Origin of the sequence: Collinsella sp. CLA-AP-H1 (genome assembly GCF_040092945.1) — a bacterium.
Lineage (GTDB): Bacteria > Actinomycetota > Coriobacteriia > Coriobacteriales > Coriobacteriaceae > Collinsella.
Genome location: NZ_JBBNKO010000041.1, coordinates 1 through 651, shown reverse-complemented (window position 1 = coordinate 651; position 651 = coordinate 1). Strand labels below are relative to the sequence as shown.

At 68.8% G+C, this 651-nt stretch carries 1 protein-coding gene; it reads left to right on the top strand.

Going from position 1 to position 651, the window contains the following annotated elements; genetic code table 11:
* The coding region (locus tag AAAV44_RS09805) for a transposase (protein WP_349115464.1) at positions 1-651 on the top strand (651 nt) is incomplete at both ends.

Sequence of the window (651 nt, the reverse complement as noted above, 5' to 3'; positions counted from 1 at the left end):
TCTCGCGCTCGAAGCAGCGGCTCTCCAAGTTCCTGCTCAGGCACGGGCTCGCCTTCGACGAGAGGACGCCCACCGGCCGCAGGAAGGGCAACTGGACCCGGGCGCACTGGTCCTGGATCGAGTCGATTAGGTTCGCGGAGGGGGCCGACAACGACGTGCTCGCCTACTACGTCGACGCGGTCAGGCGGGCGGCGGAGGAGAAGGCGCGGCTCGAGGGGCTCGTCGGGGCCGAGGCCCGCAAGCCCAGGTGGAGGAGGAGGGTCGACTCCCTGCGCTGCCTCAAGGGCGTCGACACCGCGTCCGCCGCCGACCTCGTGTTCGAGGCCGGCGAGTTCTCGAGGTTCAGGAATGCCCGCTCGTTCGCGGCGTGGGTCGGCCTGACGCCCTCCGAGCACTCCAGCGGGGAGAGCGACCGCAGGGGCGCGATCACCAAGGCCGGCAACAAGCACCTGAGGAAGGCGCTGGTCGAGGCCGCGTGGCACTACCTGACGTGCTCGGGGCGGCCGAAGGACCTCGCCAAGGGCTGGATTGGCTACACTGATGTGGACAGTTCCGGGAGGGGCGCGAGAGACGGGAGGGCCGTATATGAGGGACCCCAGGCACCCGAGGCATTTCACCGACGAGTTCAAGAGGCAGATAGTCGACCTCTAC